Genomic DNA, 25848 nt, shown 5'->3' on the forward strand with positions numbered 1-25848 from the left:
CAAGAACCATGTTGACCGTTCAGCCAGTCGTACAGCCGCCCGACAGAACATACCTTCGGCCCATGCTGACCATCGGCATGCTGTATTTCGTGACCGGCGCCTTCAGTTGGCTCAATGGGCCATTGACAGTCTTCGTCAAACTGGCCTTCAGACTTGATGATGCTCAGGCGCTCCTGATTACCGTCGTCTTCTATATCCCGTACTTCGTGTTCGCATTGCCGTATGCCGCTGCGTTGAAGCGAATCGGGATGAAAAGAGGCATGGCCGCGGGCCTGGGCGTGATGTCGATCGGTGCGTTGTCCTTCAGCCGGTTCGTTGGCATGCACAGCTACCCCGGCGTACTCGCCAGCCTCCTAGTGATCGGTACGGGCTTGTCCTTGATGCAGACCGCCTATAACCCGTACGTCAGCATTCTGGGACCGATCGACAGCGCGGCGCGGCGCGTGGCCACCATGGGAATCTGCAATAAGACCGCAGGTATCCTTGCGCCCTACGTATTCGGCGTGTTGGTAATGAGTGGTGTGGGCGAATTCGTCAACCAGGTGAAAGCGGCGCCGACAGCCGCACATGCTGACGTTCTGCTCAATGCATTTGCTGCCAGATTACATGGACCGTATCTTGCGCTCGCGGCCATTCTTGCGGTACTTGCTGTTTTTATCGCGTTTTCCTCTCTCCCGGACATCAAGCCATCGGAAGTCAATGTCGCCACGCGCAGTAGCCATTCCGCGCGCAGCATCTTTTCATTTCCTCATCTTTGGTTGGGAGTGCTTTGCATCTTTACGTACATAGGTGCAGAAGTGTTGGCGGGGGATGCGATAGGCCTCTACGGGCAGAGCCTGAATCTGCCGCTCGATGAGACCAAGCACTTCACGTCTTATACGATGTCCGCGATGCTGGTTGGCTATCTGGTCGGGCTCGTCCTCGTGCCTCGCTTCATATCGCAGCAGCGCTATCTCGTCGTTTCCGCACTGGTCGGCGTGCTGCTAAGCGCTGGCGCATACGCCTCGCACGGCTATGCGTCGATTGCTTTCATCGCCGCACTGGGCTTTGCGCACGCGATGATGTGGCCAGCAATATTTCCGCTCGCAATCAAAGGACTGGGCCGATTTACCGAGACGGGATCGGCACTGTTGATCATGGGGATTGTGGGAGGAGCGGTGATGCCCCAACTCTTCGCACATCTGAAGCGAGTGTATGACTTCCAGTTTGTCTACATGGCACTAACCGTGTCCTGTTACCTGTACATCATGTACTACGGCTTTCACGGCCACATGGTGGGCACACGTGCTTCGAAAGTCACGAGCACGTCCCAAATGCAACAGGCCAAACAAGGCAGCGCCGAAAACGAAGATAAGGAGAATGTATGAGCGTCACCCCCCAGTCATTGCAGGACCGTATCCGCGGGCTCGTGTACGGGGTCGCATACGGCGATGCTCTCGGAGCAACGGTTGAGAAGCTCTCGGCGTCGCAAATCCGTGAGCGCTTCGGGCGGGTAACGTCGATCAATACCGAATGGCATCGTGCGAAAGACGACGAAGCCGCCCGTAAGGGTCGCGTACGCGGAGGTGGCATCGTCACCGACGACACCTTCATGGTCCTTTCCCTGATGAGTGTGTACAACGAAGTAGGTCGGCACCTCGACGCGTGGGACATGGCAGACGCGATGGTGCGCCAGATCGCCTGGGTTCCGCGGTGGATACCCGAACTGCAGCGCGAGACGGTGCTGATCGAGCGATTGTTCTATCCGGAAAAATGGATCTATCTACGGCATCAACTCGCTTCCTGCGATCCGCGTCAAGGGGGCATTGGGAACATGGTCAACTGCGGTGCGGCCATGTACATAGCCCCGATCGGCGTGATCAACGCAGGTGATCCCAGGGGTGCCTATGACGAGGCGATCGCATTTTCCAGCGGACATCAGGAGAGCTACGGCCTTGAAGCAGCCGGTGTGCTCGCTAGTGCGGTAGCCGCGGCATTCGTGCCTGGCGTCGCGATCGAAACGGTTGTCGAGGCAGCGCTCGACGTCGCAAAGGACGGTACGCGTGCGGCGATAGACGCGATCGCAGATGCCGCAGTGCGACTGCGTGGCAAAGACTACGAAACGGTGGTAACGGAATTTCACCGGATCATCGGACGCTTTTCGCCGATTGGTGACGATGTCGAGCATTCCGCGAGAAAAGCCGGCGTTGCGTCCGACGCCTACCGGCCCTCACGGCGTCTTTCGATCGAGGAATTGCCGCTCGCGCTCGGCTTCATCCTGACGAACTATGGAGACTTCCATCAGGCGATCGAGGACGGCATCAATTCGGGACGCGACACCGATTCGATCGGCGTAATGATAGGGGCAGTGCTGGGCGCAATGCATGGCAGCACAGTGATCGATGAACACATTTGTCGGCAACTTGACGAGGTGAACCGGCTGGATCTCCTGTCCGCTGCCGATTGCTTCGCTCATACGGTCAAGGCCGTCCATGAGGCGGACCGCGCACTCGCTGAAAAGAAGTTTAAGGTGCGTGCGGACCTCTCCTAGATCGAACAGGGAAAACTGTTGAACGGGCGGGCGGCGTTCAGATCAAGCCTTCTGTTCCAGCCGTGACCGCCGTTTCCCCTGTCGCTACAGGGACGACATTCTGACGTACTTGTACGTTCAACATTTAAGTTAGTACTACGACAGATCAAATTGGACCTAACAAATCACCGCGATCCGTCGAGTTATCCATCTTATGGGCAGACAAAGTCATGAGAGACAATATCCAATTGGCTGCAATCGCAGCCGCGCTGCTTGCACTGACTAGCATCGCGCAAGCACAGTCTAGCGTTACGCTCTACGGGATCGTCGACGATGGTCCGAGCTACACGAGTAATGCGGGTGGCCATGCTGGCTGGCAAATGGTCAGCGGAAGCGCGCAGGGAAGTCGCTGGGGTTTGAAGGGAATCGAAGATCTGGGAGGCGGCCTCGCGACAATCTTCAGGCTCGAGAACGGCTTCAACGTCAATAACGGCACGTTATCGCAGGGTGGACGTGAGTTCGGCCGCCAGGCGTACTTCGGAGTGACTTCGAGCACGCTCGGAACGCTGACGCTTGGCCGCCAACTCGACATGATCAATGATTTTGTGGCGCCAATGACGGCAAACTCGTCGTGGGGCGGTTACGCCTTCTCGCACCCGTTTGATAACGACAATACGGACGGATCGTTTCGTATCAACAACGCGATCAAGTACACCAGTGCGAACTACGGGGGGCTGAATTTCGGGGCGACATACGCGTTCAGTAACGCAACGGGTTTCGCGCAGGACCGTGAATACAGCGCGGGGGTTGAGTACACGAACGGTCCGCTGGTTATCGCCGGGGCATATTCGAACGTCAACGGACTCGGCACGAGTACGACCGGCGCCGTGACGGCCGACACCGCGCCGTTCGTAGCGGATTCCGAGAGGATAGCGGGCGCGGGCATCAAGTACGCTTTCGGCCCTGCGGCAGTCGCTTTCGTCTACACCTATACGGATATCGGCCAACCCGTAAAGAACAACCTCGTCCACGCAACCTTGAGCGGCTCCAGTTTGAGGTTCAGCAACTACGAAATCAACGGGTCATACCAGTTCACTCCGCAGTTCGCCGTTATGGCGATGTACGACTTTACACATGGAGATTACGCAGCGAGCAACGGGACCGTCCGCCCGAACTGGAACCAGGTTGGGTTGATGGGCGACTACCTGCTATCAAAGCGCACGGACGTGTATATGCAAGGTGTGTGGCAGCACGTGAGCGGCGTGGCCAACGATATGGGTGGAATGAGCGGGGCGTTGATACTCGGCAGTGCAGGGCAGTCGAGCACGTCAAGCCAACTGCTCGTGCATGTTGGATTGCGACACAAATTCTGAGTACGCGAACCGGCGTTTGGCCGGCAGTCAGTTGAGTGAGGGCGTGGCGAGCTTGGTGTCGGTGCCGCGGTGCGCCGGCACCGATCAGGCCTCCCTTTACAACGCTCTTCGGTCCTGCCAGCAGCGTAAGCCGAAGAGCGGCACGAGTGCGTAAGCATGGTCGAGCATATCGGACTGGAGGCTTTCGTATGGCTCCCAGCGCGTCTCGGCAACGTAGAGAAAGATCTCCAGCGCGACCACTGGCTGGCTCGACTGGACCTGGCGGATGACAAGCGGCATGTCGCGGCGGACCGCCGGGTGATCACGAAAATACGCGGTCAGATAGAGACGGTACAGGCCGAGGTTCGTGCGGTGCTGGGCTTCCCCTGGTACATATGACGCAAGTGGCCGGTCGATATCGTTACGCAACCGGGCGAGCAGGGGCCCGTCGGGAAGGCGAACGGTATCGGCATCGAAATGGATTGCATGCTTGACGCGCCTACCGCCCGATTCAGTCATTCCACGCCAGTTCCTCATGCTATTGGTAAGCAAGACGTAGCTTGGCAGCATGACGATCGAATTGTCGAAATTCCGCACTTTGATTGTGTTCAGCGCGATGTCGATCACGGTGCCGTCGGCGACGAAGCCGGGCACTTCGATCCAGTCGCCCACCCGCACCATGTCGTAGACGGTGAGCTGGATGCTCGCCACGAAGCCGAGCAGCGAATCGCGGAAGATGATGATCAGGAGAGCCGTCATGGCGCTGAGGCCAGTGAGGAAGTAGGCCGGCGACCGCTCCATCAATATCGAGATTGCCGCGATCAGCGCGATCACATAGAGTGCGATCGTCGCGATCTGCAAAAAGCTTTTGATCGGCCGCTCGCTCGCAGACGGGAAGTGACTATAGCGCTCAGCGACGCTATTGAGGAACGCTAGCGCGGCGCGCAGGAGCGTGTAGACCATATAGCAGGGCGCGAGCAACGCCAGCGGATGCCCGAGCGCCGCGATCAGTGGGAACGTGAGGCCTGAAAGCAGGGGGGCGGCCGCATAGAGGATCATGGCGGGCACGAGTGGCGCGAGGCGATGAAACACCTTGTGCGATTCGGCGGCGCGCAGCCATTTGCGTTGCGGCTGGCGCGCAAGGCGGCCGACGATTATCAGCATGACCGTGCGTGTCACGTAGTAGCAAATCGCACTCGCCAGCAAGATTGCAAGCAGCAAGGCTGCAACGAGCAGAACCGCGACAGTCATGCTGTCGGTATAGATGTGGAAGTGATGCCAGTCCGGCCCGCCCTCGAAACGCAGTTGCCTGTCGAACATGGGTTCCCTCCAGTGCCGGCAACCGATTTCGCCGGGCATGTTCCATCTGGCCAATGGTGCGGGACGCTGCGGTGCTTCAAACGCGCACGCCTGCGGCGGCGTGCGAAGCCATGCGGACAGGTCGTACTGGGCCGCTGGCGCGCTGTGCGGTTTCTTATTGTAGCGGTGTCGTCGGCGGTAGATTATTGCATGGCTACAGGCATCGGGGATGGATGTGCGGACACCGCGGGTGCATGCTTGGGGCGAGCCGGAAGCACAAACACCAGTCTCAATCTGACAGGTTCTTGCGCGTCGGCACTGGAGCAGATCAGGCACGAAACCCGGATTTCAACGCCTGATAGAGTCGCCGATACCGCTCAAGCCGGTCTCCCAGCACGCTCCGAAGCGCCGTCTCAGGCTCGTATCGTTCAAGGACAGTGGGCGCTCTGACCACCGCAGCCAGTTCTTCACGGGCGCACGCGAGGCGAGCCAGGCGACTTGCTCCAATTGCCGCCCCGAGATCGCTCCCTTCGTTTCGATTGAGTTCGAAGCCCAGCGCGGAAGCGCAGAGTTTTCCCCAGAATGCGCTGCGCGAGCCGCCGCCAATCAACGCGGCTGCGGTGAGCGTCGTTCCCGCTCCCCGCAGCGCCGCATATCCGTCTGCCATCGCGAACGCGACGCCTTCCATCACGCTGTATGCAAGATGCTGGGCACCATGCGTCGAAGTCATCCCGTAGAAGACACCCTTTGCTGCGGCATCGTTGTGTGGCGTCCGCTCACCGTTCAAATAGGGAAGGAAAATCGGCGCGGCGGCGCTTTGTCCCGAGGGACCCATCTCGATCAGTTCGGCAACGCTGGTCTTGAGCAAGCGCGACAGCCACTGCAAGCTCGCCGCTGCGCTGAGGATGACACTCATTTGATGCCAATGCCGCGGAACGCAATGGCAGAACGCATGGACCGCCTGCGCCGGGTTCGGTGCATAGCTTGCGGTCGCAGCGAAGAGCACACCCGACGTCCCCAGCGAGAGAAACGCATCGCCCGGCCGGGCAACGCCAATGCCAACTGCGCTCGCGGCGTTGTCACCGGCGCCGCCACATACCGTCACGCTGCCATCGAGACCCCACTCACGCTGAAGTTCTCCCCGCAACTGGGCCGCAGGCTCGCTGCCCTCAACCAGCCGGGGCATGTGCTCCCTCGACAATCCGGTCGCGTTGAGCATGCGGTCGGACCAGTCGCGTTTTGCAACGTCGAGCCATAGCGTCCCCGAGGCGTCGGACATGTCGGATGTAAACTCGCCAGTCAGACGCCATGCTATGTAATCCTTCGGAAGCAGCACTTTTTGCACCGCACGAGAGACGGCTGGCTCGTACTTCGAAAGCCAGAGCAGCTTGGGCGCCGTGAAGCCCGGCATGGCCTGATTCCCGGTGATATCGCGCGAGTCGGGCACGAGCGCCTCGAGTTCGACGCACTCCGCGTACGCGCGTGTGTCATTCCACAAAATCGCTGGACGCAGGACGTTGCCACTGCGATCGAGTAGCGTTGCACCATGCATCTGGCCGGAAAGACCCATTCCGCGCAGCGCCCTGAACGCACGAGGCTGCTCACTGCGTATCGCCGCGATGGCGTCGACCGTAGCATTCCACCAGTCCTGGGGACTTTGCTCAGACCACAGCGGGTGAGGGCTCTCGACGCGCAGTCGGGCCCGGCTGGTGGCGATGACGTGCGATTCGGCATCGGTAAGCACAACCTTTACCTCAGACGTGCCGAGGTCGATTCCCAGATAACTCAAAGTGTATTCCCGACGGTGAGCAGGCGGTCGCGCCGCCTGGCATGGTCTCAGGCCGCTGCCTTGTGAGCGTGTGACTGGGCGTCATTGAGCTGGTGCAGCGCACGAAACTTCGAAGGCGGAATCCCTTTTTGCGCGAGAAACTGCCGATTGAAGTTCGATACGTTATTGAACCCGACGCGATAACAGATATCGGTCACGCCGAGATCCGAACACATAAGCAGTTCGCAGGCTTCGTTAAGACGCAGCCGATTCTGATACTGCACAAATGTGCAGCCTGTGTGCCGTTTGAAGAAGCGCGTAAACGTGCTGACGCTCATGCTCGACATTTCTGCAACGTCGACTTCACGCAGATTGCCGGCGAGGTTCTGCTGGATATAGGACAGCACCTGGTTGATCGTCGACGACATATAGCGCTGCGCACTGACGTTGTATGCCGGTCCCGCGAGCAACTTCCTGCTCGTGCAGGCGATCAATTGGTCGAGGATCGACATCAGCAGCATGACGCGGCGCGCACCGTGCGCACCGGAGACCTCCTGCATCACAGGGGCAATGGCGAGGCCAAGCGCGTCCGGAAACTGGACGCCTCGCGAAGCCTGATCGATCAGCGCCATCGCAGGGCTCAGTTCGGCGAACGCTGCGACCATCTTTTCGACGGCATCACGTGAGAACTGCAGCACGAGGTCGCGGGACGGCACGCTCGCGCCGCCGTCGCTGTCCGTCACCCAGTTATGAGGCAGGTTCGGGCCCGTCAGCACGATGTTGCCAGGAAGGAAGTCCCCGATGTGGTCCCCAACAAAGAACTTGCCCGAAGACGCGCGGATGACGTGCACTTCGTATTCCGGATGGAAGTGCCATTTCGCAACCGTATGCGGATAGTCGTGCACCCAAGCCCGAAAGGACTCGTCCTGACGGGTATGGACCAATTCGAGATCCGGATTCATTGCTCTCGTCTCCACGGGAATCCTGCCTTCGCGGCCAACACGCGCGCTTGCACGCTAATGTACTCCCACGCCGGGCGCCGCGTGCAGGCGTGGGTCGGGTAGGAGCGCCGCCGCTGCCTCGTCTGCCAGCCCAAGCGACACATTATCCCCCGTCGCGACGTCGAAAACATGCAGATCGTGTTCGCGCAACGCGAGCCTGACGTGATCTCCTGTGTGAGGCACGGTACTCGCCGGAACAAGCGCGGTGATACGTTCACCTGAGCAGTCAACGGTAATGAGCGCTTCTGCACCCAACACTTCGACCAGCTCCACAATACCGCTGAGCATGAGCGCATCATCAGCTTTCACATCATCTGGCATCCATACGAAATTTGGGCGGACTGCCAGCTTGATTGCCTGTCCGTCCTGCAAGCGCTGAAAGCGGTTTCCGCGTAGTTGCCAGTGACCGACGGCAGACGACACGATGACTCTTTCACCAGTGCGTTGCACTGAGGCATCGAGAAAATTCATCGCAGGCGTGCCGATAAAGCCCGCACCAAAAATCGTGCGCGGATACCGGTATAGCTCGGTCGGCGTGCCTTCCTGCTCGATGCGTCCGCCGCGCATCAGAATGACGCGGTCGGCTAGCGTCATCGCCTCGAGCTGGTCGTGCGTCACGTAGACCGTGGTCGTTTTCAGGCGCTGATGCAAGCGTTTGATGTCGGTTCGAAGCTGGGCGCGCAACTTGGCGTCGAGGTTCGACAGCGGCTCGTCGAACAGGAAGACCGCGGGCGTCTTGATCATCGCCCGGGCGATGGCGGCGCGCTGCTGCTGGCCGCCCGACATGGCGCGCGGCTTGCGCTCGAGCAGCGCATCGAGATTGAGCATGGCGGCCACCTCGTGCACGCGGCGGTCGATCTCGGCCTTCGGCGTTTTGAGGCGCCGCAGGCCGAACGCGATGTTCTCGTACACGCTCATGTGCGGATAGAGCGCGTAGTTCTGAAACACCATCGCGACATTGCGCTCGCGTGCGGGTACGTCGTTCACAACAGTGCCGCCAATCGAGAGGCTGCCTCCCGATATCTCCTCCAGCCCGGCGATCATGCGCAGCATCGTCGACTTGCCGCATCCCGACGGCCCCAGCAGCACCACGAACTCGCCTTCGTCGATGTGCAGGTCGAGCGGATGCAGTACGGGTTGCCCTCCGTCGTACTGCTTCGTGAGCCCTTCGCAGACAATAGTCGCCATGATTCAATCCATCTCGATCTGGATTTTCACGTCCTCGGGCCGGCCAGCCGCGGCCTCCTCGAACGCCTTGATGCCGTCTGAAAATGCGAATTTGCGGGAGATGAACGGATTCACGTCTATCATTCCCGAACTGATGAGGGCCAGCGCCCGCGGGAAAATGTTCGCGTAGCGGAATACAGATTCGAGCCGGATCTCCTTTGCCTGCATTGCTACCACGTCGAGCGCGACCGGCCCCGGCGGCATGCCCACCAGCACCGCGCAGCCGCCCGGACACACGAGGTCCAGCAGCGTCTCGAAGACCTTCGCATTGCCCGACGCTTCGAACACGACATCGGCGCCCCAGTCTTCGGTCACCTGGCGCACCACGTCCTCGAGCGATTCCTCTGCGGCATTCACAGTCGTCACTGCCGGATTGCCTGCGAAATGGCGCAATTTCTCTTTCACGACGTCAGCGAGGATCACGCGCGATGCGCCGCCCGCGAGTGCGGCGAGCGCCGTCATGGCGCCGATGGTGCCTGCGCCAATCACGACGGCCACGTCGCCGGGCTTCATGGCAGCCTTCGTCGCTGCTTGCAGGCCGATCGATAAGGGCTCGACGATGGCGCCTTGCGCGAACGAGACATTGTCCGGAAGCCGGTAGGTGAACGCGGCCGGGTGCACCACGTAGGGGGTCAGGCAGCCATGAACAGGAGGCGTGGCCCAGAACCGCACGGCGGGGTCCAGGTTGTAGAGTCCGCGCATGGTGGCGCGTGAGTCGAATTGCGGCACACCGGGTTCCATGCAAACCCGGTCGCCAACTTTCAGGTGACCGACTTCGGCCCCCACCTCGACGATCGTGCCCGACGCCTCATGACCGAGCACCATCGGCTGCTCGACCTTGAACGGCCCAATGCGGCCGTGCGTGAAGTAGTGCACGTCGCTCCCGCATACACCAACTGTATGAATGCGAACCTTGACATCGCGTGGCCCGATCTCAAGCGGCAAATCGATGTCCCGCAGGCTCAGGCGTCGAGCTTCTTCCAGTACAAGTGCCTTCACAACATTCTCCTTATTTTCCTTTGACCATTGAGTTCAGGAGCCGAATCAATACGCCCACGAAGATGATTGGCGGCAGTGCAAGCAGAACTGTCGATGCGTTGATCACGCCCCACGGCACTTCCTGGCCGAGCGACGTAAAGGCGGATGCGACGACCGGCAGGGTGGCGCTGCGCGAGGACGTTAGTGCAAGTCCCATCATCAGTTCGTTCCAGACCAACACGAAGCTGAAAATGATGCCGCCCAGCAGCGTATTGCCACAGGTCGGCAAGGCAATACGCCAGAACGTAGCGTAAGGTCCATAACCGTCGAGCGTGGCCGCCTCCTCGATTTCGCGCGGCATGCGCTGGAACACGGGTATCGAGAGCCACGTGATGGTGGACAAGGTCGTTAGCAGATAGGTGACGATCATCGAGAACCGTGTGTCATACAGACCCAGGTCCACCCAGATCGCGATGAGCGGAATCGCTACCGCGACCGGCGGCAGGAAACGCAGCGACAGCAGAAAGAACTGGATGTCGCGTTTTGCCGGAACGTGAAAGCGCGCGATCACATAGGCCGCCGGCACGCCAAGCACCGTGCCCAGGATGACCGCGGTGCCCACAATGACCGAACTGTTCTCCAGTGCGATCAGCACCTCCGGGCTCGAAATCACCTGCCGGTAATTGTCCAGAGTGGGCGTGAAGATGAAACGCGGCGTGGGTGTGACGATATCGAGCAGGTTCTTCAGTGAATTGAGCACTGCCCAGAGGATTGGGAACACCGCCACCACGGCGAGCGCTACACCGAGTAGCAGGATCGTACTGCGGGAGATCAGTCTTCCCATTTGTTCACCCGCTTCCAGATAAGCGTGAAGATCAAGGTCGTTGCGACCATCATCAAGACAGCCATGCTCGACGCGTACGACACCTTTCCTGCGAGGCCGATTCCCTGGGAGTACGCGTACATGTCCAGCGTCTCGGTGGATACGCCCGGGCCGCCTTTGGTCATCACGTAAATCAGGTCGAACGAACGCAGCGATTCCACCATCTTGATGAATACAAGGCTCATGATCGGCGCCTTGAGCATTGGCAGCGCGATGTATGCATAAACCTGCCAGGTGCTTGCATAGTCGAGCCGTGCCGCTTCGAGCGGCTCGGGCGGCAGCGTCTCGAGCAGCTTTAGCACCACCACTGAGAAAAACAGGCCCCATTGCCAGATATCGACTAGCGCGACTGCATAGAGCGCTAGCGCCGGGTCCGAGAGAAAGGCCGTGTTCGTGATGCCAAAGAGTCCGATCAGCCAGCTGAGAATGCCATTGAGCGGCGAGTACATGAACTTCCAGATAAACGCCGCGGAAACACGTGGCAACAGCACAGGGATGATCAAAAGCACACTGATGGCATTGCGCAGCCGGCCGTGCACATGCTCGAACAGATAAATGGCAACGACGATTCCGAGCGCGACCGCGCCGAGCACCGTCACGAACTCCCAGATGGCCGAGACCTCAATGGAGTTGATGAAGCGCCGGTCGGCAGCAAGGCGAACGAAATTGCGCATCCATACGAACTCGCTATCCGGGTAGCGCAATACGCGATTGCGGAGCGCGAGGTTGATGGCCGCGATGGTAGGCACGAATCCCAGCACCGCCATCGCAACGAGAGGCGGCACCAGAAACACGAACGGAAGGCTAGTCTTTCCGCGATTGAACATTCAGCTCTCCAGCTTCGAACAGTCGGGAGCGCATGCGCCCGCTCCCGTGCACAGAGGGGACTCGCGCTGCTGCTCACTTGCGCGCATGCTCCATCGCATCTTCCGCGTACTGGGTCGAATCGTTGAGCGCTCCCTGAATGTTCTTCTGGGTGCCGGTAAAGATTTCCTCGAGCGCCACGCCCAGGTTGTCGCCGATATCCGGCCATTGCGGGCTCGGCCAGAAGGTGACCTTCGACACCGGCGTCGTATCCTTCAACCCGGCGAGAATCTGCGGTTTGACGTGCTTCTGGAAATAATCGCTTTCGATCGTGCTCGTGCGGTTGTAGTCGCTGAACACGTTGTCGCGCAGGCGTGCCTGCTCCTGTTCCTTGCTTGTTGCCCATGCAATGAACTTGCCGGCCGCCTGGCGGGTGCATTCGTCCTTCGCGCCGACCGCAGAAATGGCCAGACCATGCCCGTAAGCAGCGGAGGGCAGCGGTGCGGGTGGCCTCGCGTAGCCGACCTTGTCGGCGACACTCGACTTGGTGGGGTCTTCCATCCAGTCGGCGAACGGCGTCGACTCGATCATGAAGGCCACCTTGCCAGAGCGGAATGCCTCAAGCGCGTTGCTCCAGTCGTAGGTGGTGGAGCCCGGCGGCGCATACTTGAAGAGGTCCGTGTAAAGCTGTGTGGCCTTGACGGCAGACGGCGAATTGAATGCGGGTTGCTGCTGCTTGTCGGTCCATGTGCCGCCTTCGGCGAGCATGAACGGCGCCCAGCGCCAGACGTTCATGCCGGAGCCGCGCTGGCCTCGCGCAACCCAGCCGTACAGGTTCGGCGGCGCGTTGAGTTTCTTGATGTCGGCAACCAGCTCGTCGAGCGTGCGCGGCACCGGCATATGTGCTTTTTCGAGGATATCCCGGCGATAAAACAGGAAGTCGGAACCACCGATCAGCGGCGCGAAATACGCGACGCCCTTATAGCTTGCGACAGCGCGGCGTCCGGGCAGGAAGTCGTTGTAGTCGGCATCCTTGGGATAGTACTTCAGCAAGGGCACGATCCAGCCCGCCGTCGCGAACTCGGAGACATTCGCTTCATCCACGTAGTAGACCTGGTATGAACCGGCGCCGGTCGACGCGTCGAGCCGCGATTTTGCGCGGCGGTCGTTCTCTCCGAAATAGCTGATCTCGATCTTCGTTCCGGTCTTTTTCTCGTAGTCGGGCAGGGACTTTTCCATCACGGTAAGGCCGAGACTTTTCTGCGCGAGCACCTTGATGACTGGAACATTGCACGACTGTGCGACCGACACGACAGGCAGGGTCGCGCCCAGCAACGCACACAGTGCGGAATAGTGGAACCTTTTCACTGCCGTCTCCTGGAAGGTTTTAGTTCGAGTGGTTGTTATCGGCCGGTGGCGTTTGCGTGCCGGTAGATAGCGAGCGTAAGTTAGCACCGGCCTGGCGAGCCAGCCACGCCAAAACGGGGCAGCGGTTCTGTACTTTTTGCTCAGTTTTTGTGTGCAGCGCAAAATTTTGTGTCGAACCTGGTTTGCGAGAGCGTGGCTGTATGCGTTCTGGCAGGGCGCGATACCAGTTCGATTGGTGGTTCAGGGAGGGTCGCGCGCACAACCTTCGGCTTTATAAGTCGGAAAATCATCGCGGCACTCATGCTAAGCATCACTATGTAATCTGGATATTCGCGAGGATCAAATCTCTGGAAATCTGGGCTCTCAAAGGGAAGGGCAAAAGTGAGCCGAGCCCCCGGTACTCGCAAAAATCTGCATCCAAAGACGATTACCCCAGCAGGGCGTGGATAGGTATTTATACCAATGCCAAAACGTATATCGGGGAAGGCCGATTTTTCATTTGAAGGTTATCGGACTTCTCCATAGACTGTGCCGAACCCGCGTTCCAGCTCCGTTCGCGTGGCACTTCGGGGTGACATACGCCTGGCGCGCCTGCCGGGAAGCGTTGGAGTTTTCCAGATTAATAAAAAGTCATCACGGCCCGTGCGAGAGGTCTGTTTGACACATCATGAATCGGGGGGAATATGCTCAAGGGGCTCAGTATCAAAAGCGGGTTGACCTGCGTAATTTCGGTGTTTGTCGTCATCCTCGCTGTGACGAGTTCCGCCGGCATTCTGGCGCTGAAGCTGAACAACGACGCGCTGCGAGCCATGTATGAAGTGGATACCAGTTCGCTGGTCGCGCTGAAGACCAGTGACGCCTTGCTTCAGCGTGCACGCGTCTCGCTCGACAGCTACCTTTCGTTGTATGGTCTGGGTGACCCGGAGCCGGACTTGCTTTCAGGCGCGCGACAGGATCTAAAGGATTCCGAACTAGAATTCTCGAAGTATCTTTCGCTACAAACCGGCGCGGACTCCGAGGCCGTGAGGCAGCTGGCAGGGCGCCGCCGATCTGTCCTCGACAAGGCAGTCCTGCCGTCGGCTGACGCGCTCGGCCAAATGGATTTCGGCCGCTTCAAGGAACTCCAGGGGAAGGCGACGCAGGATGCGGTGGCGTCTTATCAGAGCGCGATGAAGGAGCGCGAGAATGCGGTCGTCGATTCGCAACGGGAACGTTTTGCGCAGGCGCAGTCGCGCTTTCATTTGATGGTCGCCATGCTTGCCGCAACGGCGGTAGTCGCACTTGCCGTGGGAATAGGCGCGAGGCGGATCCTCGTCGGAATCATTGTGCGTCCTGTAGCCGAAATCAAGACTCATCTCGCACGCATTGCCTCAGGCAATCTTCAGGGCGATGTACTCGCCGAATATCGGAATGAGATGGGAATGCTCATGGCTGACGTCAGGACAATGCAGGACGCGTTGGTGCGAACCGTCCGTAGCGTTCGCGGCGGAACCGAAACCATCAACGTCGGCGCGCAGGAGATTGCCTCCGGCAGCGCGGATCTTTCCCGGCGAACCGAGCAACAGGCCGCTTCGCTTGAAGTTGCGGCCGCGAACATGGCGCAGTTGACGCGAGCAGTCAAGAAGAACGCGGAGACAGCCGATACCGTGAGTCGACAGGCATTGGCGGCTTCACAAACGGCATCTGCGGGCGGCGAGGTGGTTCACGAAGTCGCCCGGACGATGCAAGGCATATCGGTGCATTCCAGCAAGGTTGCCGAAATCGTGGGGCTGATTGAAAGCATCGCCTTCCAGACCAACATTCTGGCGCTGAATGCCGCCGTCGAGGCGGCACGGGCTGGAGAGCTCGGTCGCGGATTTGCGGTCGTCGCGAGTGAAGTCCGAAGTCTCGCTCAGCGAAGCGCCCAAGCGGCGAAGGAGATCAAGCATTTGATTGACGCTACTGTTGGAAAGATAGACGAAGGGTCGCTGCTCGCGCAGAAGGCGGGCACGATCATGACCGAGGTCGTGTCGTCAGTCTCAGCGGTAAGCGGCTTGATGGCTGAGTTGCACCGGGCTACGCAGGAGCAGAGCCACGACATCGAGCAGGTGAGTGGCGCAGTCGTACAAATGGACACCACAACCCAGCAAAATGCAGCACTCGTTGAGCAAGCTGCCGCGGCAGCCCAGTCGCTCAAGGAACAGGCGGCGCTGCTCGATGACGTCGTGTCGGAATTCAAGATTGCATCGGGTACGTCGTGACTCTCCGGTCACCCGGTGACGGCACCACCTGATGCCGCTCCGCAATCATGATGCAGTCAGACGGTATCGTTCACGAGACCTGTGGTGTTGCCGCTCGCCAGCATTAGCTGCGCGAGTTCCGCGGTTGCCGTTTGCAGCGCCGATTCGATGGTTGCGACCTGGCCGCTCAGGCTCATGGCGGCGCTGGCCGCAACGCCGCTCGCGTCCTGCCTGGCCAGCGCCTGTTCATGCGCGATGGCTTCCTGTGTTTTCGCCAGTTGTGCACGCAGCGAGTTGATCAGCGCTTTCAACTGCTGGATGGCGGCACTATTCGCACTGCCGCTCGAGGAAACACCGGCGGCTGAACCGGCACTTGCGCTCGCATTCGTGCCGCTTGCCGATGCCGCGGAACCGGCGCTGGCGCCGGCGGAATCTGTGGTCGTGGACGACGAACCCGCGTCGGTAGAACTGCTCGTGGTTCCGGTTTGCAGAACCCGGGGAGATACATTGGCGTTGACTTGCATGTTCAATTCCCGTTTTCCAATTGTTCTGCTCGTAAATATCGGCCCAAAGGACGCTTTCTTTAGCCTTTCACAAGGCGATCGAGGGGACACAATAATGGGTGGAGAGTAGTGTCCGGAAACCCCTGTCGCATCAGGGGTTGATCCGTATTTGTGGGCGGAATTGTGTTCCCCGGTTGAACGGGAACTGATCCGCCCCGCAACGCATAACGGCACGTTTCCACGCGCGTCCCCGGGCGCAACGCTATCCGCCCCTTTTTCCTGCCATCACTCCCCCCTCGCTCCCCCGTTCAGGGGATGTTCCGCCCCCTTGTCTGAGCCGAAGATGACGTCATTCGGGATGTCACTGTCCAGCCGTAGTACGACGAATCTGTGCCAGCCCGCCATCCACTTTCAGACTCAAGGAGAGATTGATGCAGGACGACGTGCAGAAAGCGGCGACTTCGGCCCATGCCTATCCGCTGTTGATCAAGCAACTGCTGCATACGCCATGCGTTCAGGCGCCGGACCAGGAGATCGTCTACCGCGGGCAGCTGCGGATGACCTATTCGACGCTTCGCGAGCGCATCGCGCGCCTCGCCAGCGGCCTGAAGGGGCTCGGTGTGCAGCATGGCACCACGGTCGCAGTGATGGACTGGGACAGCCATCGCTATCTGGAGTGCTACTTCGCCGTGCCGATGATGGGCGCCGTGCTGCAGACGGTGAATGTGCGTCTTTCGCCTGAAGAAATCGCGTACACGATCGACCATGCCGGCGCCGAAGTGCTGCTCGTGCATACGGACTTTCTGCCGGTCGTCGACTCGATCAAGGACAAGCTCAAGAACGTGCGCACCTTCGTCTATATCGACGAGCCGGACAGTGTGGCCGTCGCGCATTCGATCGACTTCGTGGCGCAATACGAAACGATGCTGGCGCAGAGCGAAGCGCACTACGACTTCCCTGATTTCGACGAGAACACTCGCGCCACGACTTTCTACACGACGGGCACCACCGGCCTGCCGAAGGGCGTCTACTTTTCGCACCGTCAACTCGTGCTGCATACGCTCACGTTGATGGCGGCGCTCGCGAGCCCTGTCTCCGGGCAGCGCTTCCATCGCGGCGACGTGTACATGCCGCTCACGCCGATGTTCCATGTGCACGCGTGGGGCATGCCCTACATCGCGACGGTCATGGGCGTGAAGCAGGTTTATCCGGGCCGATATGTGCCGGACCGCCTGCTGGAACTGGTGCGCGACGAAGGCGTCACGTTCTCGCACTGCGTGAGCACGATTCTGCACATGCTGCTCAACAGCGGTGAGTCCGAGTCGGTCGACTTGAGCAAGTGGAAGATCGTGATTGGCGGCGGAGCCTTGCCGCAGGGCCTGGCGCGCAAAGCGCTCGAACGCGGCATCGACATCTTCGCAGGCTACGGCATGTCCGAGACGGGCCCGGTGCTGAGTCTCGCACAACTGCCGACGGGCGGCGAGCAGCTCGATCTCGACGAGCAGGTGCGCTTGCGCTGCAAGACGGGCTTTCCGGTTCCGCTCGTCGATCTGCGCGTTGTCGACGAGGAGATGGACGACCTTCCGCGCGATGGCAAGGCCAACGGCGAGATCGTCGTGCGCGCCCCCTGGCTCACGCAGGGCTACCTGAAGAATCCCGAAGCCTCGGAGCAGCTCTGGGCGGGCGGCTATCTGCATACGCAGGACATCGCCAATATCGACCCGACCGGCAATCTGCAGATTACCGACCGTATCAAGGATGTGATCAAGTCGGGCGGCGAGTGGGTGTCGTCACTCGAGATTGAAAGCTTGATTTCGCTGCATTCTGCGGCGGCCGAAGTCGCGGTCATCGGCATCAAGGACGAGAAGTGGGGCGAGCGCCCGGTGGCGCTCGTCGTGCTCAAGCCCGGCGCCGAAGCGAGCGCGGACGACATCAAGCAGCACGTCATGACGTTCGCCACGTCAGGCCACATCTCGAAGTACGCAGTGCCGCAAATCGTCAAGTTCGTCGATGCCTTGAAGAAGACGAGCGTCGGGAAGATCGACAAGAAGTGGCTGCGCGAGCAGTTCGCCTGACACGTCATTCACCAAGGATCAAAAAGGAGTATTCGCAATGAGCATCAAGGGATACAGCATCGCCACGATCGACGAATTCGTGGGCCGCGAGCTGGGCGTATCGGATTGGGTCGTCGTCGACCAGGCACGCATCGACGCATTCGCGCACTGCACGGGCGATCGGCAATGGATTCACGTGGACGTCGAGCGCGCCAGACGCGAGAGCCCTTTTGGCGGAACGATCGCGCACGGCTATCTGACGCTTTCGCTGCTGGCAGCGCTCGCCATGGAGATTGGCCTGATTCCGGAGGACGCGTCTGCGGGCCTGAACTATGGGCTGGACAAGGTGCGCTTCATGACGCCGGTAAAGGCAGGCGCCCGGGTGCGCAACCGCGTGTCCCTGGTGTCGGCGGAGAAGAAGGGCGGTGGTCGAATCATCATCAAGACGATGAACGAACTGCAGATCGAAGGTGAAGACAAGCCCGCGCTGGTCGCCGAGACCCTCGCGATGCTCGTGGCGTAATCCGGGCGTTCAAGGACGCGCAATGCGTCGCATAAGGAGCAAGAAAATGGCGGCAACGGCGAAAAACGATTCGCAGAACGAACAGATTGACGATATCTCGGCGTCGGCAACGGAAGGCATGCTCGGCCCCAATCCGTTTGTCGGACTGCGGCCGTGCGATATCCTGGCCACGGCGCAGCAGATCGGCGCGCAGGCCGTGCGGCAGCCCGCGCTGCTGGTCGAACAGGAAGCGGCGCTCGTGCGTAATCTCCTCGCGGTGCTGGGTGGCAACGCGAAGAGCACACCGCCCGCAGGCGACAAGCGTTTCGCAGATCCCGCGTGGCAGGACAACACGTGGTATCGCATGGCGCTGCAGGGCTATCTGGTGTGGCGCGACGCACTGAGCGGTTTTGTCGACCGCTCGGCGCTGGACCCGAAGAGCAAGGAGCGCGCGCAATTCGTGATGTCGCTCTTCACCGACGCGCTTTCGCCCACGAACACGCTGCTCGGCAACCCGGCGGCGCTCAAGAAGGTGGTCGATTCGGGCGGTGCAAGCCTGATCGGCGGCCTGAAGAACGCCATGTTCGACATGCTGAAGAATCAGGGCATGCCCGCGCAGGTGGACAAGAGCGCCTTCGAAGTGGGCAAGAATCTCGGCACCTCGCCGGGCGCGGTGGTATTTCGCAACGAAGTGCTGGAGCTGATTCAGTACAAGCCGGCCACGGAACAGGTCTATGGCCGCCCGCAATTGATCGTGCCGCCGCAGATCAACAAGTTCTACGTGTTCGACCTCTCCGAAGGCAAGAGCATGGTCGACTACCTCGTGAAGAACGAGTTCCAGGTGTTCGCGGTGAGCTGGCGCAATCCCACGGCGGCGCAGAGCCACTGGGACATGGATACCTACGTCTCTGCGCTGCTGGAGGCCATCGAAGCGGTGCGCGACATCACCGGCAGCGAAGATGTGAACCTGCACGGCGCATGTTCCGGCGCAATGACGATCTCGGCGCTGCTCGGCCATCTCGCGAGCCGCGGAGAGAAGACGGTCAACGCGACGACGCTGATGGTTGCCGTGCTGGACAGCACCGCCGATTCGCAACTCGGCCTCTTCTGCACGCCCGAAGCGATCGCGGCGGCCAAGCAGAACAGCCTCGCTCGCGGCGTGCTCGCAGGCGAGGAGATGGGCCGCGTGTTCGCGTGGATGCGGCCCAACGATCTGGTGTGGAATTACTGGGTGAACAATTACCTGCTGGGCAAGGCGCCGCCCGCGTTCGACATCCTCTACTGGAACAACGATACGACCCGCTTGCCCGCGCGCTTTCACGGCCAGCTGCTCGACATTTTCACGGGTAACCTGTTCAGCAAGCGACACGCGCTTACGGTGCTCGGCACGCCTATCGATCTTTCCGAAGTCACGTGCGACACCTACGTGGTGGCAGGCATGACGGATCACATCACGCCGTGGAAAGGTGTTTACAACACGGCGCGTACGTTCGGCGGCAAGACGCGCTTCGTGCTCAGTTCGAGCGGTCACATCCAGAGCCTGATCAACCCGCCGGGCAATCCGAAGGCAAAGTACTTCATGAACCCGGAGTTGCCTGCGGATGCGGACACGTGGCTCGCAAGCGCCACGCCCGAAAAGGACTCGTGGTGGGGCAACTGGCGCGAGTGGCTGGCAAGCCGTTCGGGCGAGCGCCGCAGCGCGCCGGCTTCGCTCGGCAATGAGCGTCACGCTGCGCTTGCCGACGCACCGGGAACGTACGTTACCGAAGCCTGATTTACGACCAATCGTTCAGAAGTTATTCATTGTTTTTTCAACGTAGTACTAATGGAGTTTTAATCATGGAATCCACCAATCCGACGAATCTTTTTGCCGAATACACGAAGGTCATGGGCCAGTTCAAGCTGCCGGGCGTCGATGTGGCGGCCATTCTCGAATCGCGCCGCAAGGACATCGAGGCGCTGGCACAGGCCAACAGCGCGGCGCTCGCGGGCGTACAGTCGCTCGGTCTGAAGCAGGCTGAAATCCTGCGCACGACCATGACCGAGCTGCAGTCGCTCGTGGCGAAGCTGGGCGCGCAAGGCGCGGCGCCGGGCGCGAATACGGGCGAAGTCGTGCAGCAGGCGCTGCACAAGGCGCTCGTGGACATGCAGGAACTCGCGGATACGGCTTACCGTGCGCAGTCGGACAGCATCGCGGTCGTGACCAAGCGTGTGGCCGAGCACGTCGAGGAGCTCAAGGCGCTCCTGCAGCCGAAGAAGTAAGAGGGCGCGGCGATGCAAAACGCCGATGTTTCCAATGACGCAACCCGTGGCGAGACACCTGTGCAAGAGGTCGAGCAGATGAGAGCAGAGGCTTCCAGTCCCGATTCGAGCGGCGGCCCGGTCGGCTTGCAGATCCAGACCGTCGATCTTGACGGTCAGGTCCTGCGCGTGGGCGTCCGGCACGGCAGCGACGCTTCCCCGCCGCTGCTCCTTTTCAACGGCATCGGCGCGAATCTCGAGCTGGTGGAGCCGTTCGTCGAGGCGCTGGGGGATGTGGGCGTCATCATCTTCGATGTGCCCGGTGTCGGCGGATCGCCCGTGCCGCTCGTGCCGTACCGCTTCTCGACGCTTTCCGTGCTCACGGACAAGCTTCTGACGCGGCTCGGCTACGACGGGCCGGTCGATGTGCTCGGGGTCTCGTGGGGCGGGGCGCTCGCTCAGCAGTTCGCGCGTCTTTACCCCGCGCGTTGCCGCAGGCTCATTCTTGCGGCAACGTCGCCGGGCGTCATCATGGTCCCCGCGCGGCTCTCGGTGCTCGCCAAGATGATCGGGCCGCGCCGCTACACCGACCGCAGCTATATGAAGCAGGTGGGCGCGGAGATTTATGGCGGTGCTTACCGGCGCGACCCCAGGTTGCTGGAGGAGCATAGCCGTCATATTCATCCGCCGCGCGGCCGCGGCTACCTCTATCAGCTGCTCGCTGCGTCCGGCTGGACCAGCCTGCCGTGGCTCGGCGCGCTGCGTCAGCCCACGCTCGTGATGCACGGCAACGACGACCCCATCGTGCCGCTGACCAACGCGAAGATTCTGGCGGCGCGCATCCGCAACTCGACGCTCTACGTGATCGACGACGGTCATCTGTTCCTGATCGCGCGTGCGAAGGAAGTCGCGCCTGTGGTGCGCCGTTTCCTGCGCGAGGAACTGGCGTGAACGAGGCAGTTAGCGAAGAGGTCAGCGCAGCGACCGATGGCGTCGAGAGCCCGCTGAATGCGGCTGACGAGGCACTGGCGGCGCGCAAGGCGCTGCGTCTCAAACGCATGCAGCGCACCGCGACAGGTCTGCTCGCAGTCGTGTTCGCGGTGCTGCTCGCATGCGTTTTCTTGCAGGCCAGATATCCGTGGCTTGCCGGGCTTCCGTGGCTTAGGGCATTCGCGGAAGCCGGTACGGTGGGCGCCATCGCGGACTGGTATGCGGTGGTCGCGCTGTTCCGGCGGCCGTTTGGCCTGCCGGTTCCGCATAGCGCGATCATTGCGCAAAACCAGCAGCGCATTGGGGAGAGCCTCGGCAAGTTCGTCGAGGCCAACTTTCTTGAGCCCGAGCTCATCATTGGCCGGCTGAGCGGCCATAACGCCGCGCGCTCGCTGGCCGTATGGCTCGCCGAGCCGGCGCATAGCCGGGCGATCGGCGACGTGGTGGCCGATTCGCTGCCGCGCCTGCTGAACGGCATCGACGACACGCACGTCGAGCAATTCTTCGAGCGCGTGGCCACGCCGCAATTGCGCTCGCTCGACGTTTCTCGCGCCATCGGCGGGATTCTCAAGGTCCTGACCGAAGGCAATCATCATCAGCCGCTGCTGGACCGAGGGCTGGCAGGGCTCGAGCAATGGCTCGCGGCCAACGTGGACCTGATCAAGGCCAAGTTCAGCGAGGCGTCGAGATACACCCCCGCGCCGCTCGACGCGTATATCGTGAGGAAGTTCGTCGATGGCATCGTCGCGCTGCTGCACGAGGTGGCGGCGAGCCCGGAGCACGAGCTTCGACACCAGTTCGACGAAGCGGTGCAGGACCTGATCGTCCAGTTGCGGAGTTCACCCGTCTATCGGCGCTTTGGCCGGTCATTGATGCGCGACTGTATCCGCCATTTCAGAAACGAGGCCTATGCGCAGCGCGTGCTGAGCCACGTGCGTGAGCGCGTAATCGCCGATGTCGGACGTGAGAATTCCATCGTGCGTAGCGCGCTGGCTGGCGTACTCGCAACGCTTGGCAAGAGCGTGAGCGAGGAGCGCGCGATCCAGCACAAGCTCAACGCGTGGTGGCTGGAGCTGGCGCGCGACCTGGTGGTGCGCTATCGCCACCAGCTCTCTGCGCTGATCACCGACGTCGTGAAGGGCTGGAACGCGCAGGAGGTCAGCGGCAAGATCGAGGCGGAGATAGGCCGCGATCTGCAATACGTGCGGATCAACGGCACACTGGTGGGCGGAATGGTCGGCGTGTTGCTGCATGGGCTCGCGCTCGTCATTGTGATGTGACGCGCCGCACGATTCAGACGCTTCCGACCAACCCCAACGATTGCGCTCGCGCCACCGCCTGCGCGCGCTTGTCCACCGCGAGCTTCACGAAGATGCTCTTCACGTGCGACTTGACGGTCTCCGGCGCGATACCGAGCGTGCGTGCGATCTCCTTGTTCGACTGGCCGTGCGCGATCAGCCCGATGATGTCGCGCTCGCGTGCGCTGAGCGGCTCGCGCTCCGCGTTGCGCGTGCGGGTTTCGCCGAGCTGATACAGCGCGCGGCTGCCGTCCAGCAGGCGATCGACGTACGCCAGCAGCGCTTTCGCTTGCGCGTCGCCACGCAGCGCGTCACGCACGGCCTGTAGCAACGGCACGATCTGCGGCCCCTGATCGACGATGGATTGGTATAGCCCCGCGGGCGCCGCGGCCTTCAAGACTTCGCGAAAGGTCTCGACGGCCCGCGCGCTTTCGTTCGCCGCCATCCAGACGAGCGCGAGCACCGTGCGTAGGCGCAGCGCGAGATAGCTGCCGTGCCGGCACTCGATGGTTTGCAGCGTGGCGGTCAACGTGTCGGCGGCGTCTTGCGTGCGGCCCTGCGCCATCGCGAGATACGCGCGCGCGAGACCGCGGTAGGTGGCGATCTCCGCGGCAGCGGACGTTGCGGCGGTGCTGGCCGAATCCGCAAGCCGGTCGAGCTGCGCAACGCTGGCCGCGGCTTCCACAATGCGGCCTTCGGCGAGATTGAGCCGTGTGCGTTCGACGAGGGCGCCGGCGCTCAGGCGGTCCCATTTGCGCGCGTAGGCCAATGCCTGAGCCCGGTCGATCAACGCATAGGCCTGCACGGTGTCAGAACGTGCCCCGGCGGTGCGGATGAGCATCCGGTAGGCCATCAGGGCGCTGTCGAGCAACACGGCGGCGTCGATGACCGGCATCAGGTCGCTTACCAGCGCTTCGGCTTCGTCCAGCCGGCCTTGCTCGTAGCGCAGCTGCGCGATCATCGGCGCGACCTGCGCGACGGCGATGGACTTCGGACCGGCGTGCTGCTCCGCGAGCCGCATGGCTTCCTGAAAATACCGCTCGGCCAGCGGGAAGTGCAGTTGCTGCATCTCCACGTGGCCCAGCAGCGTGAGCCGGTAGACCGACGCGAACACGTTGCGCGAGTCTTCCTCTATCGAATACGGAACCCACGGCACCGCGTAGAGTGCTTCCAGGTTGCCCATTTTCCAGTGTGCGAAGCGCACGACGTTGGAAGCCACGTTGGTGGTCCAGACGTCAGTCGATGGCCGTTTGAGGCAGCTTTCGGCGAGCGCGAGGCAGGCGTGCGCGTCGTCCTGAAGGGCGGCCACGACAGAGCGGATCGCCTGGCATTCCCAACGAACTGAATCAGGATCGGCACTTGACGCGGCGTCTTTCTCGATCGTATCGAGCATCGCGCGCGCTTCGTCGAAGCGCATGGCGAGCGCCATTCCCCAAGCGATGGCGAGCGTGACCTTGATCTGCGAACGCATCAGATGCGCCGGGAACTGCCGCTGCCAGCCGAGCAGCGTGAGCAGATCACCTTTCGTGACCAGCGCCATTGCGCAGCGGCCGATCAGCGAGACCGCCTCGTCCGCATCTCCCGCGGCAATGGCATGCCTGACCGCGTCGGTCCATTGCGCCTCCTGCGCGTACCACTGGCATGCGCGGCGATGCAGGTCGGCGACCTCGTCGCGGTGCTGCGTTTGCAGGCGCCGGTGCAGGTATTCGCCCATCAGATGATGGAAGCGGAACCAGGTACCGTCGAGATCCAGCGGTTCGAGCAGCAACTGGCGCGCGGCGATCGACTCCAGCATGGCCTGGCTCGTCCCGACGCCGGTGACCGCCTCGCACAGCGGCGCGCTCAGCCGCTCGAGTATCGAGGTGCGCAGCATGAAGTCGACCATGCCGCCAGGCAGTCGCTTGACCATGTCCTCCAGATAGGCCGCGAAGGGGCGTGACGCGCCCGAGGCCGGCGCGACCTCCGCATCCGGCTTGTGTGCGGCGCGCGCCAGTACCGACGCGGAAATGCGTAATGCGGCGGCCCATCCCTCGGTGCGGGTAAAGAGCGATTTGATGCTGGATGCATGCAGCTTGCCCGGGCACTCGTGCTCGACAAAGCTGCGCGTTTCGTCGAAGTCGAAGCGCAACGTGGAGGCGTCGAGTTCCAGCAGGCTGTTGCCGGCTCGCAGGCGGCCGAGCGGCAGTGGCGGGTCGGTGCGCGTGCAGATCACCACGTGCACATGCGAAGGCGCGTTTTCGACCAGAAACGACACCGCGTCGTGGACGGCGGGAAGGCTGATCAGATGGAAGTCGTCGAGGAAGATGCAGACTTCGTCGTCGACCTCGACGAGCTCGTTGATGAGCGTCGACACGATCGACTGCGCTGGCACGAGCGACGCCGCTGTCGTGAGCCCGATGGCCGACGCGCCGACGCCGTCGCACGCCTGCTGCAGAGCCTGCGCGAGGTGATAGAGGAAGCGCGCGGGCTCGTCGTCTTCACTGTCGAGCGACAGCCACGCCACCAGTACGCCCTCCCTGCGCAAGCGTTCGAGCCAGGTCAGCGCGAGCGAGGTCTTGCCGAAGCCCGCTGGGGCCTTGATGACGGTGAGACGTTTGTTCTCGGCCTCCCCGGCGAGACAGACAAGGCGCGGACGGTCGATCAGGCCCGCGGGAAGCCGGGGCGGATAGATCTTCGTCGCGAGCAAAAGGGGAGGTCTGGCCGTGAACGCCCCTCCAGTCACCGTTCCTGACGCTTCGCTCACGTGCATGGGCTGCTCCGTGTCTGCGGGTTCGCCCCGGCTGCGTCCCCTTTTTTTTCGATCGGTCACCCCTGTATGGGGGATATTGCGCCGCGTCAGCCTGAGAGACCAT

General features: G+C 61.5%; 20 protein-coding genes. 10 read left to right on the forward strand and 10 right to left on the reverse strand.

Annotated features, from left to right (window positions below; genetic code table 11):
* The first annotated feature begins 8 nt into the window (after positions 1-8).
* From E1N52_RS27540 to E1N52_RS27550, 3 genes are all read left to right on the forward strand, one after another.
* Positions 9-1367 (forward strand): sugar MFS transporter, encoded by a 1359-nt coding sequence (locus E1N52_RS27540; protein WP_133185952.1) that lies wholly within the window; start codon positions 9-11, stop codon positions 1365-1367.
* A complete protein-coding gene (locus E1N52_RS27545) occupies positions 1364-2530 on the forward strand; it encodes an ADP-ribosylglycohydrolase family protein (protein WP_133185953.1) in 1167 nt (388 codons plus the stop codon). The genes E1N52_RS27540 and E1N52_RS27545 overlap by 4 nt, the downstream gene beginning before the upstream one ends.
* Positions 2531-2739: 209 nt before the next feature.
* On the forward strand, positions 2740-3882 hold the full coding sequence (locus E1N52_RS27550) for a porin (RefSeq protein WP_133185954.1): 1143 nt from the start codon (positions 2740-2742) through the stop codon (positions 3880-3882).
* A 96-nt stretch (positions 3883-3978) separates the two neighbouring features.
* Here E1N52_RS27550 and E1N52_RS27555 read toward each other — a convergent pair whose 3' ends face one another.
* The 8 genes from E1N52_RS27555 to E1N52_RS27590 form a co-directional block, all read right to left on the reverse strand.
* Positions 3979-5496, reverse strand: coding sequence for a mechanosensitive ion channel family protein (locus E1N52_RS27555; RefSeq protein WP_246089233.1), 1518 nt, complete (start codon positions 5494-5496; stop codon positions 3979-3981).
* Positions 5489-6949 carry a xylulokinase gene (xylB, locus tag E1N52_RS27560; RefSeq protein ID WP_133185955.1) on the reverse strand — a complete coding sequence of 487 codons (1461 nt, stop codon included), beginning with the start codon at positions 6947-6949 and terminating at the stop codon, positions 5489-5491. The genes E1N52_RS27555 and xylB overlap by 8 nt, the downstream gene beginning before the upstream one ends.
* 47 nt (positions 6950-6996) lie before the next feature.
* Positions 6997-7890: an AraC family transcriptional regulator gene (locus E1N52_RS27565; protein WP_133185956.1), complete on the reverse strand. Its 894-nt coding sequence runs from the start codon at positions 7888-7890 to the stop codon at positions 6997-6999.
* 54 nt (positions 7891-7944) lie between these two features.
* Positions 7945-9117, reverse strand: a complete 1173-nt coding sequence (locus E1N52_RS27570) for an ABC transporter ATP-binding protein (protein ID WP_133185957.1) — start codon at positions 9115-9117, stop codon at positions 7945-7947.
* Positions 9118-9120: 3 nt separating this feature from the next.
* Positions 9121-10155 carry an NAD(P)-dependent alcohol dehydrogenase gene (locus E1N52_RS27575; protein WP_133185958.1) on the reverse strand — a complete coding sequence of 345 codons (1035 nt, stop codon included), beginning with the start codon at positions 10153-10155 and terminating at the stop codon, positions 9121-9123.
* 10 nt (positions 10156-10165) lie between these two features.
* A complete protein-coding gene (locus E1N52_RS27580) occupies positions 10166-10978 on the reverse strand; it encodes a carbohydrate ABC transporter permease (protein ID WP_133185959.1) in 813 nt (270 codons plus the stop codon).
* Positions 10966-11844 (reverse strand): carbohydrate ABC transporter permease, encoded by an 879-nt coding sequence (locus E1N52_RS27585; protein WP_133185960.1) that lies wholly within the window; start codon positions 11842-11844, stop codon positions 10966-10968. Before E1N52_RS27585 ends, E1N52_RS27580 begins: the two co-directional genes overlap by 13 nt.
* A gap of 73 nt (positions 11845-11917) precedes the next feature.
* A complete protein-coding gene (locus E1N52_RS27590) occupies positions 11918-13189 on the reverse strand; it encodes an ABC transporter substrate-binding protein (RefSeq protein WP_133185961.1) in 1272 nt (423 codons plus the stop codon).
* 683 nt (positions 13190-13872) lie between these two features.
* On the opposite strand from E1N52_RS27590, the gene E1N52_RS27595 reads away from it, so the two are divergent.
* Complete coding sequence (locus E1N52_RS27595) at positions 13873-15429, forward strand: methyl-accepting chemotaxis protein (protein ID WP_133185962.1); 1557 nt, start codon at positions 13873-13875, stop codon at positions 15427-15429.
* Positions 15430-15485: 56 nt separating this feature from the next.
* On the opposite strand, the gene E1N52_RS27600 is transcribed toward E1N52_RS27595, so the two are convergent.
* A complete protein-coding gene (locus E1N52_RS27600; RefSeq protein WP_133185963.1) occupies positions 15486-15932 on the reverse strand; it encodes a hypothetical protein in 447 nt (148 codons plus the stop codon).
* A 410-nt stretch (positions 15933-16342) separates the two neighbouring features.
* On the opposite strand from E1N52_RS27600, the gene E1N52_RS27605 reads away from it, so the two are divergent.
* The 6 genes from E1N52_RS27605 to E1N52_RS27630 all read left to right on the forward strand — a co-directional run bounded on the left by E1N52_RS27605 (position 16343) and on the right by E1N52_RS27630 (position 22978).
* The gene (locus tag E1N52_RS27605; protein WP_133185964.1) at positions 16343-17986 is read left to right on the forward strand and encodes a fatty acid--CoA ligase; all 1644 of its coding nucleotides are present in this window, start codon (positions 16343-16345) and stop codon (positions 17984-17986) included.
* Between the two features lie 37 nt (positions 17987-18023).
* Positions 18024-18488, forward strand: a complete 465-nt coding sequence (locus E1N52_RS27610; RefSeq protein WP_133185965.1) for a MaoC family dehydratase — start codon at positions 18024-18026, stop codon at positions 18486-18488.
* A 46-nt stretch (positions 18489-18534) separates the two neighbouring features.
* Positions 18535-20241, forward strand: coding sequence for an alpha/beta fold hydrolase (locus tag E1N52_RS27615; RefSeq protein ID WP_133185966.1), 1707 nt, complete (start codon positions 18535-18537; stop codon positions 20239-20241).
* A 65-nt stretch (positions 20242-20306) separates the two neighbouring features.
* Positions 20307-20729, forward strand: coding sequence for a phasin family protein (locus E1N52_RS27620; RefSeq protein WP_133185967.1), 423 nt, complete (start codon positions 20307-20309; stop codon positions 20727-20729).
* Between the two features lie 78 nt (positions 20730-20807).
* A complete protein-coding gene (gene phaZ, locus E1N52_RS27625) occupies positions 20808-21659 on the forward strand; it encodes a poly(3-hydroxyalkanoate) depolymerase (protein WP_133186002.1) in 852 nt (283 codons plus the stop codon).
* Positions 21656-22978 (forward strand): DUF445 domain-containing protein, encoded by a 1323-nt coding sequence (locus E1N52_RS27630; RefSeq protein ID WP_246089234.1) that lies wholly within the window; start codon positions 21656-21658, stop codon positions 22976-22978. The genes phaZ and E1N52_RS27630 overlap by 4 nt, the downstream gene beginning before the upstream one ends.
* Before the next feature lie 13 nt (positions 22979-22991).
* On the opposite strand, the gene E1N52_RS27635 is transcribed toward E1N52_RS27630, so the two are convergent.
* Positions 22992-25745: a winged helix-turn-helix domain-containing protein gene (locus E1N52_RS27635; RefSeq protein WP_133185968.1), complete on the reverse strand. Its 2754-nt coding sequence runs from the start codon at positions 25743-25745 to the stop codon at positions 22992-22994.
* Positions 25746-25848: the final 103 nt, after the last annotated feature.

This window comes from Paraburkholderia guartelaensis (assembly GCF_004353905.1).
GTDB lineage: Bacteria > Pseudomonadota > Gammaproteobacteria > Burkholderiales > Burkholderiaceae > Paraburkholderia > Paraburkholderia guartelaensis.

Coding starts and splice junctions, on each gene's coding strand:
- E1N52_RS27570 (WP_133185957.1), bottom strand. CDS start 9,117: ATGGCGACTATTGTCTGCGAAGGGCTCACGAAGCAGTACGACGGAGGG.
- E1N52_RS27635 (WP_133185968.1), bottom strand. CDS start 25,745: ATGCACGTGAGCGAAGCGTCAGGAACGGTGACTGGAGGGGCGTTCACG.
- E1N52_RS27600 (WP_133185963.1), bottom strand. CDS start 15,932: ATGCAAGTCAACGCCAATGTATCTCCCCGGGTTCTGCAAACCGGAACC.
- E1N52_RS27615 (WP_133185966.1), top strand. CDS start 18,535: ATGGCGGCAACGGCGAAAAACGATTCGCAGAACGAACAGATTGACGAT.
- E1N52_RS27580 (WP_133185959.1), bottom strand. CDS start 10,978: ATGGGAAGACTGATCTCCCGCAGTACGATCCTGCTACTCGGTGTAGCG.
- E1N52_RS27585 (WP_133185960.1), bottom strand. CDS start 11,844: ATGTTCAATCGCGGAAAGACTAGCCTTCCGTTCGTGTTTCTGGTGCCG.
- E1N52_RS27550 (WP_133185954.1), top strand. CDS start 2,740: ATGAGAGACAATATCCAATTGGCTGCAATCGCAGCCGCGCTGCTTGCA.
- E1N52_RS27620 (WP_133185967.1), top strand. CDS start 20,307: ATGGAATCCACCAATCCGACGAATCTTTTTGCCGAATACACGAAGGTC.
- E1N52_RS27545 (WP_133185953.1), top strand. CDS start 1,364: ATGAGCGTCACCCCCCAGTCATTGCAGGACCGTATCCGCGGGCTCGTG.
- E1N52_RS27605 (WP_133185964.1), top strand. CDS start 16,343: ATGCAGGACGACGTGCAGAAAGCGGCGACTTCGGCCCATGCCTATCCG.
- E1N52_RS27565 (WP_133185956.1), bottom strand. CDS start 7,890: ATGAATCCGGATCTCGAATTGGTCCATACCCGTCAGGACGAGTCCTTT.
- phaZ (WP_133186002.1), top strand. CDS start 20,808: ATGAGAGCAGAGGCTTCCAGTCCCGATTCGAGCGGCGGCCCGGTCGGC.
- E1N52_RS27595 (WP_133185962.1), top strand. CDS start 13,873: ATGCTCAAGGGGCTCAGTATCAAAAGCGGGTTGACCTGCGTAATTTCG.
- E1N52_RS27610 (WP_133185965.1), top strand. CDS start 18,024: ATGAGCATCAAGGGATACAGCATCGCCACGATCGACGAATTCGTGGGC.
- E1N52_RS27540 (WP_133185952.1), top strand. CDS start 9: ATGTTGACCGTTCAGCCAGTCGTACAGCCGCCCGACAGAACATACCTT.